This window comes from Microbacterium sp. NPDC087868, assembly GCF_044900755.1.
GTDB classification, from domain to species: Bacteria; Actinomycetota; Actinomycetes; order Actinomycetales; family Microbacteriaceae; genus Microbacterium; species Microbacterium galbinum.
Map to the genome: position 1 here is coordinate 409,401 of NZ_JBJDNO010000003.1, position 17,277 is coordinate 426,677.

Genomic DNA, 17,277 nt, shown 5'->3' on the forward strand with positions numbered 1-17,277 from the left:
TCACTCCTCCGTCGACGCAGGAGGTGCGGGAGGGGCGGCAGGCGCGGGCGGTGCCGGCGGCTGAGGAGCAGCCGACGGCTGAGGAGCGGGCGGTGCCGGAGGAGCAGGCGGGGCCGGAGCAGCAGGCGGCGCACCCGAAGGCAGCGGCGGAACCGGCGGTGCACCCGCATCCGCACCGGGCTGCCCCGCATACGGCGGAGGCACCGGCGCATACGGCGGCGGTACGGGCGCACCCGCGGCCGCGGCATCCGCTTCTCCTGCATGCTCGCTCCAGCGGTGCGAGGTGTCGCGCGCAGCCGCGGCAGCGGCCCGGCTCGAGACGTCGCCGATCAGGGCGAGGGCGTCATCGCGCTCGAGACCCGAGAGGATTCCGTGGATCGGACCGGGAACCGTGTGCACCTGCGCGCCGCTGACGCGCTGCGCACGGTCGATCGGTCCCTGCGAGAGCGAGACGCCCTGCAGCCGCGCGAGCGGGAACACCGCGAGCTTGCGCCACATGACGCCGCGACGCAGGATCAGGCCGAAGTCGGTGACCGTGTAGCCGTGGCGCTTCCACGAGAGGGGGCGACGCCATCCGGCGCGACGCGGCATGGTGCGGTACGGGTCGCCCTCGACCGGTCCGAGGATGCCGTGCTCCCAGATGAGCGGGATGTCGGCCGCCGGCACGTCGGGCAGGATCAGCCCGAGCACCCGCTCGACGTCTGCCCGCTTGCCGACCGGCAGCACGATGTTGAACTGCTGCGCACTGCCCGAGGACTGCTGCGCGGCGCTCTTGCCGCTCATGCGGTTGATCTTGATCGACCACCAGCCGAACGGGCGCCACAGCAGCGACTGCGTGACCTCGACCGCGAAGATACGGCCCGGGGGCAGCGTCTCGGTGACCGTCGTGAGCAGACCGTAGGTGATGCGCACGCCGTCGGGCGTCGGAGCGATCGAGTACCGGAGCGACTTCGAGATCTGCGCCCAGGTGATACCCACGACCGCGATGACGAGGGGGATGCCGATGCCGAGCGCGAGCCCCAGCGAGATGAAGCTCCCGCCCACGTCTCCGTCGAGCAGGGCACCGAAGAACATGAACCCCATCGTGATGCCGAAGATCAGCGCGAAGAAGACGAACCACAGCACGCCCGCGAGCAGCTGCGAGCCGACCAGTCGGCCGGTCGGGATCTTCACGACGCTCTCGGGTGCCACGTCTTCGAGGTCGACGCCGGCGATGAGTCCCGTGACGCCGTGGTTCATCGAGTCGACGAGCTGGGCGCGGGTGGTCGTCGGCCCGGCAGGTGCACCGGATGCCGCGGCCTGCCGCGCCGCACGCACGCCCGACGCGAGGCGCAGAATGTCGGCGCGCACGGCCTCGGCCCGCGGGGTGGCGAGGTACTCGAGCTCGACGTTCGCGTCGGTTCCGGCGCCGACGACCTCGAGCTTGGCGAGGCCGATGATGCGCGCCGGGAACGGCCGCGTGAGGTTGACGCCCTGCACGCGGTCGAGCGGGGCGCGGCGGTGCGAGCGGAAGATGATGCCCTTGCGCACCTCGACATGGTCGCCGGTGATGCGGAACTGCTGGAAGCGCCAGACGAACCAGAAGATCGCGACCAGCACGATCAGGAGCCCGAGCACCGCCAGCAGGGCGATGAGGATCAGATTGTTCTCGAGCACCCAGTCGACCGGGTCGCCCGAGGAATAGTCGCTGTAGTGCGTGTCGCTCGGCGTCGTGATGTTCACGAACCAGGCGATCACCCGGTCGCGCAGGTTCGCGAACGTGATGCCCGCGACGATCAGCAGCACCAGCCCGCCCTTGAACAGGGGCGTGAGCGGATGCATCCGATGCCATTCGCCGTCGGCGAGGTTCGACGAATCCGCCTTCCCGGCGGGCGCGGCGTCCGCCGACGTCGGCGGGGCGGGGAACTGCGGCTCGCTCACAGGCCGGTCCGGCGGGTCTCGGCGACCTCGATGAGCGTGTCGCGCAGCGCCTCGGCCGCGGCCTGCGTGAGGCCGGGGATCTGGACGCCGGTGGTCGCGGCGGCGGTGACCATCTTGAGCTGCGAGATGCCGAAGCCGCGGTCGACCGGACCCTGCGTGATGTCGACGAGCTGCATGCGCCCGTAGGGCACGGCGATCATGCGCTGCCAGAGGATGCCCTTGCGGAAGACGATGTCGTCGGCGCGCAGCATGTAGCCGATCGCCCGCGCCTGCCGCGGCAGGATGATCATCGTCACGACGATCAGCAGCGTCAGCACGGCGCCGGGGATCCACACCCAGCTCTGGTGCAGCACGAGAGCGAGCACAGCGGCGGCGACGATCACGACGACGAGCAGGAGCGCGTTCTGCAGCAGCTGTGAGATGGCGTAGCGCGGCGAGATCTGGTGCCAGGTGCCGTCGAGCTCGAGGCGGGCCTCGCTGCGCGCCGTGCGGAGAGAGGTGTACACCCCCTGGTCGAGGGCGGCGAGGTCAGTGCCCTCGGCCGGGTTCAGGGGCGCGTTCTCTGGGCTCTGAGTCATCAGGATCCTTCGGCAGGGTGCAGAACTGTTCGGCGACGAGGGCGGCGACCACGAGCACGATTGCTCCCGCGATCAGGGCGATCATCGCCACTGTCGACCCTACCGGGGGATCGATCGGCCGTGTCAGGAGGAAGCCCAGGAGGCCGGCGCCGAAGCCCGTGAGCAGGGCTCCGAGCAGACTCGAGGCGCGAGCGAGCGTCGCGGCGCGCAGCGCACGGAACGGATCGATGCGGATGCCGGTGCGCACGCTGCGCCGCACCGGCCAGGCGACGGCGAGCGCCGCCGCCGCGATCAGCACGAGCAGCACGGGGAGGAAGACCGAAGGGGTGAAGGTCGCGCGGCCCATCGCCGTCAGCAGCTGATCGAGGAGGAACCCGAGACCGGCGCCGACGACGGCGAGGATGACGAGGAGCCCGGCGGAGGTGCGCTGCATCACTCCCCCTGCGCGCGCAGCGCGGCGGCGAGGTCGGCGATACGGCCGTAACCTGCGAGCTCGGCGTCGGGGTCGATGTCGAGCCACGGGTCGAGCACGAAGAGGCGCTCGAACGCACGCGGGTGCGGTAGCACGATACGCGGGTCGTCGGAGACCTCGTCGCCGTACGCGATGAGGTCGAGATCGAGGGTGCGGTCGCCCCACCGCTCGTGGCGCTCGCGCCCGTTCTCGTCTTCGATCGCATGCAGCATGCCGAGCAGGATCTCGGGGGCGAGGCGCGTAGTCACCAGGGCGACCGCGTTCACGTAGCCCGGCGCGTCGGGGTCGGGCCCGTCGACGCGGAGGGCGACGGTCTCGTGCAGCGGAGAGAGTCGTACGTCGGTGACCAGGGGAAGGCGCGCGATGCGCTCGGCCGCGGCGGTGATCGTGGCGTGCCGGTCGCCGAGGTTGGCTCCGAGGGCGACAACGGCGGTGACCGGCTCGCGACCGGGACCCGGCAGCGGAACCTCGGGCGGTCGGGTGAGGTTGCGGCTCATGCGACGCCTCCTGCCGTGATGCGCCCGCGTGTGAGAACCACCGAGACGTCGGTGAACGTGAGGGGGATGGGGGCGTGCGGCTTGTGCACCGTGACGGTGACGTCGTGCACCCGCTCGTCGCCGAGGACGGCGTCGGCGATGCGCGACGCGAGCGTCTCGACCAGGTCGACCGGCTCTCCCGCGACGATCGCCGCCACCTTCTCGGCCAACTCGCCGTAGTGCACCGTGTCGACCACGTCGTCGGATGCCGCGGCCGGGGCGAGGTCGAGACGCAGGCGCAGGTCGATCGTGAACTCCTGCCCGTCGGCGCGCTCGTGGTCGTACACACCGTGCCGGCCGAACACCGTCAGCCCGGTCAGCACGATCTCATCGAGGGAGTCCATCACCCCAGCGTACGCGGGAGCACCGACGACGCAGCGGCCGGCGCTCAGCGCCCTTCCCAGGCGTGCGCGATCGCGAGCGCGTCGCGGGTCGCGGCGACGTCGTGCACGCGCACCGCCCACACGCCGGCGCGCAGCGCGAGAGCGCTGGTCACGGCGGTCGCGAGGTCGCGACGCTGCTCGGTGACGTCGGCATCCGCCTGGCCCAACGCCTCGGCCAGGAACCGCTTGCGCGAGGTGCCGATGAGCACGCGGGGCCCCAGGGCGACGATGTCGTCGAGTCCCCGCAGCAGATCCCAGTTCTGCGCACCCGCCTTGGCGAATCCGATGCCCGGGTCGAGGATCACCCGCGACGGTGCGATGCCAGCCGCAGCGGCTTCGCCCAGGCGCTCCTGCAGCTCTCCGGCGACCTCGCGGGCGATGCGATGGTAGTCGGCGCGGGCGTACATGTCGTCGGAGAAACCGCGCCAGTGCCCGATCGCGTAGTCGGCACCGGACTCGGCGACGGCCGCGCGCATCTCGGGGTCGGCGAGTCCACCCGACACGTCGTTGACGATGCGGGCTCCCGCGCGCACCGCGGCCGCCGCCGTCGAGGCGTTGATCGTGTCGATGCTGAGGGCGACGCCGGCCGCGGCCAGCTGCTCGATCACCGGGATCACGCGCGACTGCTCGGTGGCGGCGTCCACACGCTCCGCGCCGGGACGCGTCGACTCCCCGCCGATGTCGAGCACGGTGGCGCCGTCGGCGCGCAGCTTCAGTCCCCGCGCGACCGCCGAGTCGACGTCGAGGTAGCGTCCGCCGTCGCTGAACGAGTCGGGCGTGACGTTGACGATGCCCCAGATGCCGGTCACGAGAGCGCACCGGACGACGGACCGATGAGGGCGATGAGCTCGGCGCGCGCGATCGGGTCCTCGTAGACGCCGCGGGCGGCGATGGTGAGGGTGGATGCCTCGGGTTGGCGTCCGCCTCGCATCGTCACGCAGCCGTGGCTGGCGTCGAGCACGACGAGCACGCCGCGGGTGTCGAGGTTCTCGGCGATCGTGTCGGCGATCTGCTCGCCCAGCCGCTCCTGCACCTGCGGGCGGGCGGCGAGGATCTCGACGACCCGCACCAGCGCACCCAGACCCACGACCTGCTCCCCCGGGAGGTAGGCCAGGTGGGCCCGGCCGGCGAAGGGCAGCAGGTGGTGCTCGCACACCGAACGGAAACGGATGTCGCGCAGCAGCACCGCGCCCGACGGCAGCGTGTCGGGGGCGGGGCCCCGGGTCACGCTGATCGTGCGCTCGAGCGGAGCCGCGGCATCCTCGCCGACGCCGCCGAAGAACTCCGCGTACAGCTCGGCCATGCGCGCGGGCGTCTGGCGCAGTCCCGGACGATCCGGGTCTTCACCGATCGCCTCGAGCAGCTCACGCGTCAGCCGCTCGATCCGCGCCCTGTCGACGCCCACGATCAGGCCGTCGCGGGACGCGGGTTCGTGGCTCCTGACGGCTCCTGTGCGCGGGCGGTCGCCGAGGGCTCCTCGACGGACGCCGCGACCGGCACGACCTTCTTGGGAACCTCGATCGGCGGCACGTCCGAGACCGGACGGTCGCTGCTCGACAGCCACAGCGGGCGCTCGGGGAGCTTGCGGATCTCGGTGAAGATCTCGGCGATCTGGTTGTGGTCGAGGGTCTCCTCCTCGAGCAGCGCCAGGGCGAGACGGTCGAGGATGTCGCGGTTCGCGCTGATCACCTCGTAGGCCTCGTCGTGGGCCTGCTCGATGAGCGCGCGCACCTCGGCGTCAACGCGCTCGGCGACCTTCTCGGAGTACTCGCGTCCGCGGCCCATGTCGCGCGCGACGAACATGTCGCCGCCCTCGGAGCCGAGCTTGACCGGACCGACCTCGGTCGTCATGCCGTACTCGATGACCATCTTGCGGGCGATGGAGGTCGCCTTCTCGATGTCGTTCGAGGCGCCGGTGGTCGGATCGTGGAACACGATCTCCTCGGCGACGCGGCCGCCCATCGCGTACGTGAGCTGGTCCTGCAGCTCGTTGCGCGTGACGGAGTACTTGTCTTCGAGCGGCAGCACCATCGTGTAGCCGAGGGCCTTGCCGCGCGGCAGGATCGTGATCTTGGTGACCGGGTCGGTGTAGTTCATCGCCGCGGCGGCGAGCGCGTGCCCGCCCTCGTGGTACGCCGTGATGAGCTTCTCGCGATCTTTCATCACTCGGGTGCGACGCTGCGGACCGGCGATGACGCGGTCGATCGCCTCGTCGAGCGCGCGGTTGTCGATGAGCTGCGCGTTCGAGCGGGCGGTGAGGAGCGCCGCCTCGTTCAGCACGTTCGCGAGGTCGGCACCGGTGAAGCCCGGCGTCTTGCGGGCGACGACCTCGAGGTCGACGCTCTGCGAGAGCGGCTTGCCCTTGCTGTGCACCTCGAGGATCTTCTGACGGCCCTTGAGGTCGGGAGCGTCGACACCGATCTGGCGGTCGAAACGGCCGGGACGCAGCAGCGCGGGGTCGAGGATGTCGGGGCGGTTCGTCGCCGCGATCACGATGACGTTCGCGTTCGGGTCGAAGCCGTCCATCTCGACGAGCATCTGGTTGAGCGTCTGCTCGCGCTCGTCGTTGCCGCCGCCCATGCCGGCGCCGCGGTGACGACCGACGGCGTCGATCTCGTCGATGAAGATGATCGCCGGGGAGTTCTCCTTGGCCTGGTTGAACAGGTCGCGCACACGCGAGGCTCCGACACCGACGAACATCTCGACGAAGTCCGAACCCGAGATCGAGTAGAAGGGGGCTCCGGCCTCACCGGCGACAGCGCGGGCGAGAAGGGTCTTACCGGTTCCGGGAGGGCCGTACAGCAGCACGCCCTTCGGGATGCGGGCGCCGATCGCCTGGAACTTCGCGGGGTCCTGCAGGAACTCCTTGATCTCATGGAGCTCTTCGATCGCCTCGTCGGCGCCCGCGACGTCGGCGAAGGTGACCGTCGGGGTCTCCTTGTTGACGAGCTTCGCCTTCGACTTGCCGAACTGCATGACCTTGCCGCCGCCGCCCTGCATCGACGACAGGAGCCACCAGAACAGCAGGCCCAGGAGCACGAGAGGCAGGAGGAGCGAGAGGAAGCCGTCGAACCACGTCGCGCGCGGCACGGCGTCGTTGAAGCCCTCCTTGGGGTCGGCGTCGTTGATCGCCGTGACCACCTCGTCGGCGCGGGCGTCGACGTAGTAGAACTGCACCTTGTCGGCGCCCTCGAACGGCTTCGAGAGCGTGAGGTCGACGCGCTGGTCGCCGTCGGTGTTGACCACCTCGGTGACGGTCGAGCCGCCGAGCAGCTTCAGACCCTCCTGCGTCGTGATCTGCTTGGGTGCCGCGATGTTCGAGACCAGCACGAACCCGAGGATCAGCAGCAGGCCGATCACCAGTACGTAGATCAGCGGATTCTTGCCGAGCTTCTTCACATCCATGATCGGATCAGCGTATCGCGCGCGTACTAGGCGCCTGCTGTGCGTTCACCCACGGCGTAGCGCGTCAGGAGTAGACGTGCGGGGCGAGCACGGCGACGTCGCGCAGGTTGCGGTACCGCTCGTCGAAATCGAGGCCGTAGCCGACGACGAAATCGGTGGGGATGTCGAAGCCCACGTACTTGCAGTCGATGACCACCTTCGCGGCCTCCGGCTTGCGCAGCAGGGCGAGCACCTCGATCGACTCGGCGCCGCGCGACTCGAAGTTCTCGAGCAGCCAGCTCAGCGTGAGCCCCGAGTCGATGATGTCCTCGACGATGAGCACGTGCTTGCCGTTCAGGTCGGTGTCGAGGTCCTTGCGGATCTGCACGACGCCGCTGGACTTCGTGCTCGCACCGTAGCTCGACACGGCCATCCAGTCCATCGGCGCGTGGAAGGGCAGCGCCCGCGCAAAGTCGGCCATCACCATGACCGCGCCCTTGAGTACGCCGACCAGGATGAGGTCCTTGCCCGCGTAATCGTCGGCGACCCGCAGGGCCAGCTCGTCGAGCTTGGCGAGGATCTGCTCCTCGGTGACGAGGATCTCGGACAGGTCAGCCTGGATTTCCGTGGCGCGCATGGATCGATTTTAGGCGATCGATGACGCCGCTCTCCCCCTGCCCCGGCATCCGCACTACTCTGAGCCGTGAGACGGACGGAAGCCCACCGACGGAAGGATTCCCATGGCTCTCGACGACATCCTGAAGCAGGTCCCGATCGACGACATCGCGAAGCAGCTCGGCGTCTCACCCGACGTAGCGAAGACCGCGGTCGAGCAGGGCGGTGCGGTGCTTCTCGGAGGGCTCGCGAAGAACGCCTCGACCGACGAGGGCTCGGAGGCGATCCAGAAGGCGCTGAAGAAGCACGAGGGCACGGGCGGCGCCGCCTCGATCAAGGACATCGATCAGGCCGACGGCGACAAGATCGTCACGCACATCCTCGGAGCCGAGGAGAAGAAGAAGGTCACCGAGAAGCTCACGCAGTCCGACAAGACGGCGGGCATCGACTTCGGCAAGCTCCTGCCGATCCTCGCGCCGATCGTGATGGGTCTGATCGCGAACGCCGGCAAGGGCAAGAGCGGCTCCGCCTCGACCGAGTCGCAGGGCGGCGGCGGAATCGGCGACATCATCGGCGGTCTGCTCGGCGGCGGCAACGGCAACTCCGGCGGCGGTGGCGTCGGCGACATCATCGGCGGTCTGTTGGGCGGCGGCAACAAGTCGGGCGACGGCGGCATCGACCTGGGCAGCATCGTCGGCGGTCTCTTCGGCGGCAAGAAGTAACGGGCGCCGCCCACCGCAGGTCAGGTGCGCGCCGTGAAGACGATGCGCCCACCGTGGCGGGCGGCGGCGCACCTGGGCAGGTCGATCGGGCCCTGACCCGACCAGTCGGTCACCAGGCGCGCGACCTCCAGCGTCTGCAGCCGGGTGAGGCTCACCCCGAACTCGCTGTCGACCACGAGGCGGATCACGCGATTGCGCAGGGCCGCGGGGTTCGCTGCGAGCGCCGCGACGCTCACCGAGATGCCGGCTTCGGCGTGCTCGACGATGTCCTCGATGGTCTCGTGGATCATCTCGTCGAACGCCTCGGCGTCTTCGCGCAGCTGTTCGGCGGTCCGCGCGAGGGCCTCGGCGATTCCCGGCCCGATCTCGGCCTCGAGGACGGGGAGCACGCGCTCCCGCACCCGCACCCGGGCGAAACGGTCGTCGAGGTTGTGGGGGTCGTCCCAGACGTCGAGAGCGGATGCCGCGCAGAAAGCGCGCGTCGTCGTGCGACGCACCGTCAGCAAGGGGCGCATCCAGCGCACGCCGTCGTCGTCCTCCCGGACGGGCGACATGCCCTGCAGGCTCGCGGCTCCGGCGCCGCGGGCCAGCCCGAGCAGAACTGTCTCCGCCTGGTCGTCGAGCGTGTGGCCGAGCAGCACCGCTCGCGCGCCGAGCTCCTCGGCGACATCCCGCAGCGCCCGATAGCGCGCGTCCCGCGCCGCCGACTCGGGGCCGTCGCCGGTCGCGTCGTCGACCTCGACCCGCACGACGCGGGCTTCGAGACCGAGGGCCGTCGCCTGCTCGGCGGCCCGCGCGGCGACAGCATCCGATCCCGTCTGCAGTGCGTGATCGATCGTGACGGCGGTCGCTCGGATGCCGAGCTTCGGCGCCTCGACGGCGACCGCGGCGGTCAGTGCCAGGGAGTCCGCTCCCCCGGACAGTGCGGCCACGACGGCGGCACCCTCGGGCAGATCGGCCAATGCGGTGCGCACGGCGCGGCGGATCTCGGCGATGGCGGGGTCGAGTGACGGCATCCCTCCACGCTAGGGCACGGCATCCGCGAGGCGTGCGCCCGCCCCGGCGGCGGGGCTATCCTGACGCCGTGACCGCACCTCACCGCACCCCGCCGTTCCGCACCGAGCGGTTCAAGGCGTTCGTCGACGCCGTCGTCGCGATCGCGATGACGCTGCTCATCCTGCCGCTCATGGAGGCGGTGTCGGATGCCGCGTCCGGCAAGCTGACGACGGCGGAGTTCTTCCACGAGCACTCGGGGCAGTTGCTGAGCTTCGCACTGAGCTTCCTGCTCATCGCGACCTTCTGGATGGGACACCACAGTCAGTACCGCGATGTGGAGCGGATCACCACTCCGCTGCTCTGGATCAACGTGGCGTGGATGGCCACGATCGTCTGGCTGCCCGTGCCGACGGCCATGCTGGGGCAGATTGATACCGACCCACTGCAGAAGGTCGTGTACATCGGCACGTTGATAGCCACGCAGCTCGCGACGCTGGCCGGCGGCATCTATCTCGGACGGCGCCCGGAGCTCTCGACCGCGCCGCCCTCGACCTACCGCGAGGGGGTGCTCGGCGACCTAGCCGCGATCATCCTGTTCGCTGCGGCACTGCTCGTCGCCGTGCTCGTTCCCGAGATCGGGTACGCCGCCCTCTTCCTGCTGTTGTTGAACGCCCCCGTCTCCCGGCTGGTCGATCGGCTGTCTCGCGGGCGTTCGCGCGACTCCGACGTTCAGACGCCCGGACCTGCCGAGTAGGCTTGTCCGCGGCATCCAACCGATTTTTCTCCTGAGGAGCACACGCATGGGCGCACACGACGCCGTCATCGAGATCCCGCGCGGCAGCCGCGTGAAGTACGAGGTCGACCACGAGACCGGGCGAGTGCACCTCGACCGCGTGCTCTACACGACCTTCGGCTACCCGGCCGACTACGGCTACTTCGACAACACGCTCGGCGAGGACGGCGACCCGCTCGACGTGCTCGTGCTGCTCGACCACGCCATCTACCCGGGCGTCGTCGTCGAGGTGCGTCCCGTGGCCGTGCTCAAGATGAGCGACGAGGCCGGCGGCGACGACAAGCTGGTCGCCGTGCTGTCGAAGGACCCGCGCTGGGCGCACATCCAGGACATCGACGACATCGCCGAGTACACGAAGAAGGAGATCGCGCACTTCTTCGAGCACTACAAGGACCTCGAGCCCAACAAGTGGGTCAAGGTCGACGCGTGGGGCGACAAGGCCGAGGCCGAGCGCATCCTCGACGAGGCGATCGTCCGTTTCGGCGAGCAGGGTCACTGACCCCTCGCCAACGCTCGAAGCGAAAGACCCCCGGATCCGCTCAGCGGCCGGGGGTCTTCTGCATGTCGGGGGCGGATGCTCAGATCGAGATGCCGCGCGCGGCCATGAAGTCGGCCGGGTTCGTGTAATACCCGTTGATGTAGACCTCGAAGTGGAGGTGGCAGCCGAAGGATCCGCCGGTGTTGCCCGCGTAGGCGATGATCTGCCCGGCCTGCACCTGCTGGCCGGCCCTGACCGCGAAGCCGCCGTCGCGGATGTGCGCGTAGCCGGTCGCGACGCCGGTGCCGTGCTGGATGCGGACATAGTTGCCGTACCCGCCGTTGTAGAACGCGGCGTCGACGACACCGGCGTACGCGGCGTAGATCGCCGCCCCGCAACCGTTGGCGAGGTCGATGCCGTAGTGCCAGCTCGACGAGCATCCGTTGGCGTTGCACTGCTGCGAACGGGGACCGTAGCCCGAGCTGCGATAACCGCCGTGCGGGCGCACCCAGCCGCTGCCGCTGCCGGCGGGGGCGCCTCCGCCGCCGCTGTTGCCGCCGGCGTTCGCCGCGGCTTCGGCGGCCTCGCGCTCACGGCGCTTCTTCTCCTCGGCCTCGCGAGCCGCGACACCGGCCTGGTAGCCGGCGACCGTCTTCGTCGTCGTGTCCTTGAGGGCGGCGAGCTGCGCCTGCATGGTGTTGAGGTTCGCCGACTGCTCGTCGAGGGCAGCCTGCGCGGCATCCGCCGCCTGCTGGGCCGCGACCATCTTCTGCTCGGCGATCTTCTGCAGGCGGTCGCGCTCGTCGCGGGCGACCTTGGCCTGGTCGCTGAGCGACTGGGCGGAGTTGCGGGCGGCGACGGCATCGTCGTAGACCGACTGGTTGTACTCGAGGAGCTTGTCCATCGTGCCGAGGCGCGAGAGCAGCTCATCGGCGTTCGCGGCGGAGCCGGCGAAGAACAGCTCGAGCGAGGTGTCGTCGCCACCGTTGCGGTAGATCTGCGCAGCGACCTGGCCGGCCTTGCGAGCGGACTCGTCGGCGACGCCCGCCTGCTCGTCGGCCTTCGCCTGGAGCGTGTCGGCCTCGGCGATCGCGGCGAAGAACTCCTGCTGGGCCGTGAAGTACTCGTCGGAGGCGGTCTTGGCAGCGGCCTGGGTCTGCGCGACCTTCTGCGTGAGGGACTGGATCAGGCCCTCGATGCGCTGGATCTCGGCGCCCTTGGCTGCCTCGTTGTTCTTGGCCTTCTGCACGTCGTCCCAGCTCGGGTACGACGCGGCGTAGGCGGCGGAGACGCCGGAGGTGACCCCGAAGGCACTGAGGGCGACGACACTGAGCGCGCCGAGCCCGAGCGCGCTGCGACGGCTGAAGCTCTGCTTCCAGAGAGCGTCGCGCTCGGCGGGCGTGGGCGCGCAGCCGCATTCCTCGGATGCTGCAGCTGCTGCGGCATCCTTCGTGATCTGGTCGTTCACACGGCCCCTTCCGCCGGTTTCACACATGTCACAGTAACAACAACTTTCACATGCGCACCAGGGCGCGCGGGTCGGTCGAAGGGCATGCTGACGGGTACATCGTCTCCCGGAACACGCCCGGGAGCGCGCTGACTCGCCCTCGATTCGCGATTTGCCCCGACTATCGCTTATGCTTGAGCGTCGGCAAGGAAGTCCCCCCGGGACTGACTCGGCCCCATCGTTTAGCGGCCTAGGACGCCGCCCTTTCACGGCGGTAGCACGGGTTCGAATCCCGTTGGGGTCACCACGTCCGATATAATTGAAAACAAGTATGGCCCTGTAGCGCAGTTGGTTAGCGTGCCGCCCTGTCACGGCGGAGGTCGCGGGTTCAAGTCCCGTCAGGGTCGCTCCGTGCGATGAGCTCTTTCTTCGGAGAGGGCTCTTCGTCTAGGACGCGACAGGTTCGCCGGTCGCGCGGCTCTGTAGCTCAGTTGGTAGAGCGTTCGACTGAAAATCGAAAGGTCACCGGATCGATGCCGGTCGGAGCCACAAGGCTGATCATTACAATCAGCCCAGAAACCCTCGCCTAGCTTCTACATGGCGGGGGTTTTGCTTTGCCCGCGGACGGTTCGATCGGCGCTGAGGCATCGAGCACTGCAGCGCAATAGCCCCCGGAGGTCTTTCGCCCGGCGCGCATCTCGGGTGTACTTCTCCGATGCGATCCGTGAATCCGATCCCCGGTAACCCCTGGCCGCACGACATGGTCATCCGTATCGAAGACGCACCGCATGCGCTCTTCGAACTCCTCTGGTTGCGCGAGGCGTACGGGCTCCGGCCCACCGGCGACGACCTTCCGCCGCTCCTCGTCCGGACTCCCGCGCCGGCTGCAGCCGTGCTCGACGCGGACACCCGGGCTCACTGGGAGAGCGCGTGGACGCGACTGTGGCGGGCGGCATCCGTCCATGCCGGCCGTGAGCAGGATCACGACCAGTTCCCGCGACTGCTCGCGATGGAACCGGGCGACCCCGATCGCGAGAACCTCCTCCGCGACATGATGGGCCCGACCTGGCGCGACGAGTTCGGCGACGCCGCATTCGACGACCCCTCCTACACCGACCGCGAACGCTCGACCTTCGGGGAGCGCGCCGCCGCGCGCCCGCACACCCTCGCCGACAACCCCGAGCATCGCGACCTCGAGGCCCTCATCCCCGCGTGGCGGGCGGGACTCACGACGATCATCACGATCCCCTGCCAGGGCGAACACACCCGCCGTGTCGGTGACAACGCCCTCCTCGTCACGGCCGGCACGCGAGCCGACAGCGTGGCATATCGGCGTGCTCTCTCATCGTTCCCCTGACCCGGGCGAGAGGATGGAGGTATGCCCTCGAACTCGCGCCGGCGACTGCTCGCCTCGATGCAGCGGATCCTGCACAACGATCCCTCGAACGTCGCGCACACCGAGGCCATGCCGATCATCGACGAACGCACGGTGCCCCGCGTGCTCGACCTCGCCACGCGCATCGGCGAATCGATGTTCGCGGTCGGCGCCTCCGCTCACGAGGTGACGCTCGCGATCACCCGGGTGTGCGAGGCCTATGCCCTCAAGGGGGTGCAGGTCGACGTCACCTACAACTCGGTGACCGTCTCGTTCCACCTGAGCGGCGAGGTGTGGCCCGAGACTCTGCTGCGCGTCGTGCGCGTCGCCGCCCCCGACCACGCCAAACTGCAACGCGTGCAGGCGCTCGTCGCCGACGTCGAAGCGGGGCTCGACCTGGAGTCCGCCCGCACCGCGTTCCGCGTGATCCGGCGCGTGCCGTTCCGCTACCAGCAGTCCGTGGTCGTCGTCGCCCGGGCGATGCTCGCCGTCGGCGTCAGCATCCTGCTCGGCGCGTCACCGATCATCGTGGGCCTCACCTTCATCGCCGCCCTCGCCGCCGCCCTCACGCAGGCCCGCCTCGCACGCGTGCGGGTTCCCCTCTTCTTCAGCCAGATCGCCGGAGGATTCGTCACCACTGTGGTCGCGGTCGCCGTATCGGCGCTCGGGTCCGCCGGGATCGAGCCGTTCGTCGGCATCCGCCCCTCGATCATCGTCGCATCGGGCATCGTGCTCATGCTCGCCGGGCTCACGGTCGTCGGCGCCGCGCAGGATGCGATCGACGGGTTCGCGCTCACCGCCGGCGGACGCATCCTCGACCTCACGATGCAGACCCTCGGTGTGGTGATCGGCATCCTCGTCGGACTCGAGCTCGGTAGCGTGCTCGGGTTCACGATGGACCTGCCCGACGACCCCGCCCCGTTCGGTCCCCTGCTCGGGGTCTTCGCCGGGGCGATCATCATCGCCGTCGCCGTCGCCGTGTTCAACGGCGCCGGCATCCGCATCATCCTCGTCAGCGCTCTGCTCAGCGCGATCACGATCGCCGGGTACACGGCATCCGTCGCCCTCAATCTGCACCCGGCCGCCGCGAGCGCGATCGGCGCTCTGCTCGCGAGCTTCGTCGGGGTGCTGATCGCCCACAACCTGCACGTTCCGTCGGTCGCGGTGACGACCGCGGCCATCGTGCCGCTCGTGCCCGGAGTGGCGGTATTCCAGGGGCTGCTCGAGATGGTGCACAACGGCGGCACCAGCATGGGCGTCGTCGGTGCGGGCGGCTCGCTGATCGACGCCGCCGTCATCGGGATCGGTCTCGCCTCGGGGGCGTCGCTCGGTCTGTACCTCGGCACCCCGGTGCGCGCGACCCTCGGCAGCGTCACGAAGACGCGAGCGCGTACCCGGCGCTGACCGGCTGTTTCGCCGTGTGTCATGGGGATATCTCCCCAATGACAATTCGCGCAAGACCTCGCTCCGATCGCATACAGCGCGCTCACAGGTTAGCTAGGTTGGGCGTGTCCCCCGGGCACGCGCAAGCGCTTTCGCGCGCGCCGTCGATCACCTGCACTGCGAAATATCGAGACGAGAAGATGACCCCCAACAAGAGAAGAGTGCTGGCCGGCGGTACCACCGCGGCCATCATCCTCGCGCTGTCCGGCGCGTTGATCCCCACGGCCGCCACGGCTGACGAAGACGGCGCGGCGCCGACGAGCGGAGCGTCGTTCGACGCGAACGCCAAGCAGCTGCTCACGACCGACGGCGTCGAAGCCGTCGGCACGAACGCCGACGGCCAGGTCGTCGTCTACACGACCGCACCGCAGGACTCCCTGCCGGGCGAAGCGGATGCCTTCGTCGACGGTCACTCGAACGTCGTCGTCAAGGTGCTCGATGCTCCGCTCGAGTCCCTGGCGACCACCGATGTCGTCGCCGGTGCCGGTTACCTCGCCTTCGACCCGGCATCCCCGGAGGTCGGCGGTCTCTGCTCGATCGGCTTCTCGGGCTGGACGCCCACCGGCGATCCCGCGATCATCTCCGCCGGTCACTGCACCGACGACGGCGCGTACACGTTCAGCGCTCTGACGCTCCCGACCGGCGACCCGGCGGGTGGCGGCGACCCCGAGAACGGCGACGTGGCTCTCGTGGACGGCCTCGCCGAGCTCTCCTTCTCGCAGTACGGCGGCCCGGGCAACTCGACCGGCGCCAGCGGAGACCTCACCTCGACCGACATCTCGGTATGGGACGTGCAGAACGACGACCTCACGCTGCTCCCGGAGATCACCGACTGGACGACCTCTGCGTCGGAGGACCTCTCACTCAGCACCACGCCGGTGCGTGCCGTGGGCGCCCCGCAGTTCGGCACCGTGAGCAAGTCCGGCCGGACGACCGGTCTGAGTTCCGGACAGGTGACGGAGACCGGCGTCTGGGCGAACGTCAGCGGACGCCTCGTCTACGGCTTCCTCACGTCCGCGAACTCGGCTGAGGGCGACTCGGGCGGCGCGGTCTACCAGGGAAACACGGCCGTCGGCATCCTGTCCGGCGGCGGAACGGGCCCCGACGGTCCGGTGATGTTCGCAGCCGACCTGCAGAACGCACTCTCCCTCACCGGCGGCTACACCGTCGCGCTCTACGTCGACGCTCCGACCGTCACCTCGCCCGCTCAGGTCGGTATCGGCGGTGCGATCACCGGCACCGGAGCCGCAGGTCAGACGCTCGTCGTCACCCAGGCCGAGGGCGCACCCTTCGAGGTGCCGATCGACGGTAACGGCAACTGGTCGTTCCCCGCGCCGCCCGAGGTCGGCGAGTACGAGTTCAGCGCGATCGTGCGCAACGGCTTCAACGAGTCGGCGGCGACGCCGTTCGCGGTCGCTGTGCTCCCGGCAGCCCCGGTCTTCACGTCGCCCGCGAACGGTGACCGCATCGTGTCGGAGGTCACCGAGATCTCCGGAACCGGCGAGATCGGCGCGACGGTCACCCTGACCGGCGACGTCACCGATGAGGCCACGGTCGGCGAGGACGGCACCTGGAGCGTCGAGGTCGACCTCGGCATCGACGCCTACTCGGTCAGCGCCACGCAGGAGCTCGACGGCATCACCTCGGCATCTGCGACCTCGGCGTTCGCCGTGATCCCGACGGCCCCGATCGTCGACGCACCGCTGGCCGGAGGCGCCTACGCCTTCGCCAGCGCCCCGACGGCCGCGACCGGAACGGGCATCGAGGAGGCCGCGATCAGCGTCACCCTGAACGGTGCGGATGCCGGATCGACCACCGTCGCCGACGGCGCATGGAGCGTTCCGCTCACCGCCCAGGCGGGCGAGTTCTCGCTCGTCGTGACGCAGACCGTCAACGGTCAGAGCAACAGCACGACCGTCTCGTACGAGGTCGCGGCGGCTCCCACCACGGGCGGCGGCGCGGGCGAGGGCTCGGGCAGCGCCCCGGGTTCGCTCGCCAACACCGGTATGACCGATGCGACGCCGTACGTGGTGACGGCGGCGGCCCTGCTGCTCCTCGGCGCAGCACTGCTCACCGTCCGTCGGATGCGGACGCGCAACACCCTCTGATCCGATCCTGATCTGATCGCCGTCGGG

The 17,277-nt window shown here is 69.7% G+C and carries 17 protein-coding genes and 3 tRNA genes; 9 read left to right on the plus strand and 11 right to left on the minus strand.

Annotation, left to right across the window (positions count from 1 at the left end; all coding sequences use genetic code 11):
- The 9 genes from ACI2JZ_RS12220 to hpt form a co-directional block, all read right to left on the minus strand.
- A complete protein-coding gene (locus ACI2JZ_RS12220) occupies positions 1-1,920 on the minus strand; it encodes a PH domain-containing protein (protein WP_404597736.1) in 1,920 nt (639 codons plus the stop codon).
- The gene (locus ACI2JZ_RS12225) at positions 1,917-2,498 is read right to left on the minus strand and encodes a PH domain-containing protein (protein ID WP_404597738.1); all 582 of its coding nucleotides are present in this window, start codon (positions 2,496-2,498) and stop codon (positions 1,917-1,919) included. The genes ACI2JZ_RS12220 and ACI2JZ_RS12225 overlap by 4 nt, the downstream gene beginning before the upstream one ends.
- A complete protein-coding gene (locus tag ACI2JZ_RS12230) occupies positions 2,449-2,931 on the minus strand; it encodes a DUF3180 domain-containing protein (protein WP_404597740.1) in 483 nt (160 codons plus the stop codon). The genes ACI2JZ_RS12225 and ACI2JZ_RS12230 overlap by 50 nt, the downstream gene beginning before the upstream one ends.
- Positions 2,931-3,467 (minus strand): 2-amino-4-hydroxy-6-hydroxymethyldihydropteridine diphosphokinase, encoded by a 537-nt coding sequence (gene folK / locus ACI2JZ_RS12235; RefSeq protein WP_404597742.1) that lies wholly within the window; start codon positions 3,465-3,467, stop codon positions 2,931-2,933. The genes ACI2JZ_RS12230 and folK overlap by 1 nt, the downstream gene beginning before the upstream one ends.
- Positions 3,464-3,850, minus strand: coding sequence for a dihydroneopterin aldolase (folB, locus tag ACI2JZ_RS12240; protein ID WP_404597743.1), 387 nt, complete (start codon positions 3,848-3,850; stop codon positions 3,464-3,466). Before folB ends, folK begins: the two co-directional genes overlap by 4 nt.
- Positions 3,851-3,894: 44 nt before the next feature.
- Positions 3,895-4,698, minus strand: a complete 804-nt coding sequence (gene folP, locus ACI2JZ_RS12245; RefSeq protein ID WP_404597745.1) for a dihydropteroate synthase — start codon at positions 4,696-4,698, stop codon at positions 3,895-3,897.
- The gene (gene folE, locus ACI2JZ_RS12250; RefSeq protein WP_404597746.1) at positions 4,695-5,294 is read right to left on the minus strand and encodes a GTP cyclohydrolase I; all 600 of its coding nucleotides are present in this window, start codon (positions 5,292-5,294) and stop codon (positions 4,695-4,697) included. The genes folP and folE overlap by 4 nt, the downstream gene beginning before the upstream one ends.
- Before the next feature lie 2 nt (positions 5,295-5,296).
- Positions 5,297-7,294, minus strand: coding sequence for an ATP-dependent zinc metalloprotease FtsH (ftsH, locus tag ACI2JZ_RS12255; RefSeq protein ID WP_247623475.1), 1,998 nt, complete (start codon positions 7,292-7,294; stop codon positions 5,297-5,299).
- 64 nt (positions 7,295-7,358) lie between these two features.
- Positions 7,359-7,910 carry a hypoxanthine phosphoribosyltransferase gene (gene hpt / locus ACI2JZ_RS12260; protein ID WP_247623476.1) on the minus strand — a complete coding sequence of 184 codons (552 nt, stop codon included), beginning with the start codon at positions 7,908-7,910 and terminating at the stop codon, positions 7,359-7,361.
- Positions 7,911-8,013: 103 nt separating this feature from the next.
- Here hpt and ACI2JZ_RS12265 point away from each other — a divergent pair, with 103 nt between their 5' ends.
- Positions 8,014-8,610 carry a DUF937 domain-containing protein gene (locus ACI2JZ_RS12265; protein WP_404597750.1) on the plus strand — a complete coding sequence of 199 codons (597 nt, stop codon included), beginning with the start codon at positions 8,014-8,016 and terminating at the stop codon, positions 8,608-8,610.
- Positions 8,611-8,630: 20 nt separating this feature from the next.
- Here the strand turns inward: ACI2JZ_RS12265 and tilS are convergent, their stop codons facing one another.
- On the minus strand, positions 8,631-9,626 hold the full coding sequence (gene tilS / locus ACI2JZ_RS12270; protein ID WP_404597751.1) for a tRNA lysidine(34) synthetase TilS: 996 nt from the start codon (positions 9,624-9,626) through the stop codon (positions 8,631-8,633).
- 68 nt (positions 9,627-9,694) lie between these two features.
- Between tilS and ACI2JZ_RS12275 the strand changes: the two genes are divergently transcribed.
- A complete protein-coding gene (locus tag ACI2JZ_RS12275) occupies positions 9,695-10,360 on the plus strand; it encodes a TMEM175 family protein (protein WP_404597752.1) in 666 nt (221 codons plus the stop codon).
- Positions 10,361-10,406: 46 nt separating this feature from the next.
- Positions 10,407-10,898, plus strand: a complete 492-nt coding sequence (locus ACI2JZ_RS12280) for an inorganic diphosphatase (RefSeq protein ID WP_045254862.1) — start codon at positions 10,407-10,409, stop codon at positions 10,896-10,898.
- Between the two features lie 79 nt (positions 10,899-10,977).
- Here the strand turns inward: ACI2JZ_RS12280 and ACI2JZ_RS12285 are convergent, their stop codons facing one another.
- Entirely contained in the window at positions 10,978-12,345 is a 1,368-nt protein-coding gene (locus ACI2JZ_RS12285) for a M23 family metallopeptidase (protein ID WP_247955551.1), read from the minus strand.
- 210 nt (positions 12,346-12,555) lie between these two features.
- On the opposite strand from ACI2JZ_RS12285, the gene ACI2JZ_RS12290 reads away from it, so the two are divergent.
- The 6 genes from ACI2JZ_RS12290 to ACI2JZ_RS12315 all read left to right on the plus strand — a co-directional run bounded on the left by ACI2JZ_RS12290 (position 12,556) and on the right by ACI2JZ_RS12315 (position 17,250).
- Positions 12,556-12,631 (plus strand) — tRNA-Glu (locus tag ACI2JZ_RS12290).
- A 26-nt stretch (positions 12,632-12,657) separates the two neighbouring features.
- Positions 12,658-12,731, plus strand: a tRNA-Asp gene (locus tag ACI2JZ_RS12295).
- Between the two features lie 69 nt (positions 12,732-12,800).
- A tRNA-Phe gene (locus tag ACI2JZ_RS12300) sits at positions 12,801-12,873 on the plus strand.
- 175 nt (positions 12,874-13,048) lie between these two features.
- On the plus strand, positions 13,049-13,681 hold the full coding sequence (locus tag ACI2JZ_RS12305) for a hypothetical protein (protein WP_404597754.1): 633 nt from the start codon (positions 13,049-13,051) through the stop codon (positions 13,679-13,681).
- Positions 13,682-13,702: 21 nt separating this feature from the next.
- The gene (locus tag ACI2JZ_RS12310) at positions 13,703-15,103 is read left to right on the plus strand and encodes a threonine/serine exporter ThrE family protein (RefSeq protein ID WP_404597756.1); all 1,401 of its coding nucleotides are present in this window, start codon (positions 13,703-13,705) and stop codon (positions 15,101-15,103) included.
- 179 nt (positions 15,104-15,282) lie between these two features.
- Positions 15,283-17,250, plus strand: coding sequence for a S1 family peptidase (locus tag ACI2JZ_RS12315; protein WP_404597758.1), 1,968 nt, complete (start codon positions 15,283-15,285; stop codon positions 17,248-17,250).
- Positions 17,251-17,277: the final 27 nt, after the last annotated feature.